The organism is Dyella sp. SYSU CM1112 (genome assembly GCF_058216415.1).
In genome coordinates, this window is the sequence record NZ_JBZEGI010000080.1 from 1 (window position 1) to 351 (window position 351).

Annotated in this window: 1 pseudogene; it reads left to right on the forward strand. The window is 56.4% G+C overall.

Annotation, left to right across the window (positions count from 1 at the left end):
* A pseudogene (locus AC4HNJ_RS21705) lies at positions 1–172 on the forward strand (glutathione peroxidase); the annotation flags it as partial.
* Positions 173–351 lie beyond the last annotated feature (179 nt).

Genomic DNA, 351 nt, shown 5'->3' on the forward strand with positions numbered 1-351 from the left:
CGCGCATCCGCTCTACCAGTGGCTGAAGAAACAGGCTAAAGGTTTGCTAGGCAGCGAGTCGATCAAATGGAACTTCACCAAGTTCCTGGTCGATTCCGTGGGGAATGTGGTCAAACGCTATGCGCCCAATGACACCCCGGAGAAGATCGAAAAGGACCTGACAAGGCGTTGAGCCTTTCTGGCAATCTAAGGATGGCCGTGGAATGCAGCGAGCAATTCCATGATCGCGTCGAGATGACGGCTTGGGCTTGGATCGCCGCGCTGGCGAGCAAAGTTGTTGAGCATGATGGCGAAGGTAAGCCGTTCGCCGGACGCCGTGGTCACGTAGCCGGCAACACAGCGTACGTTTGC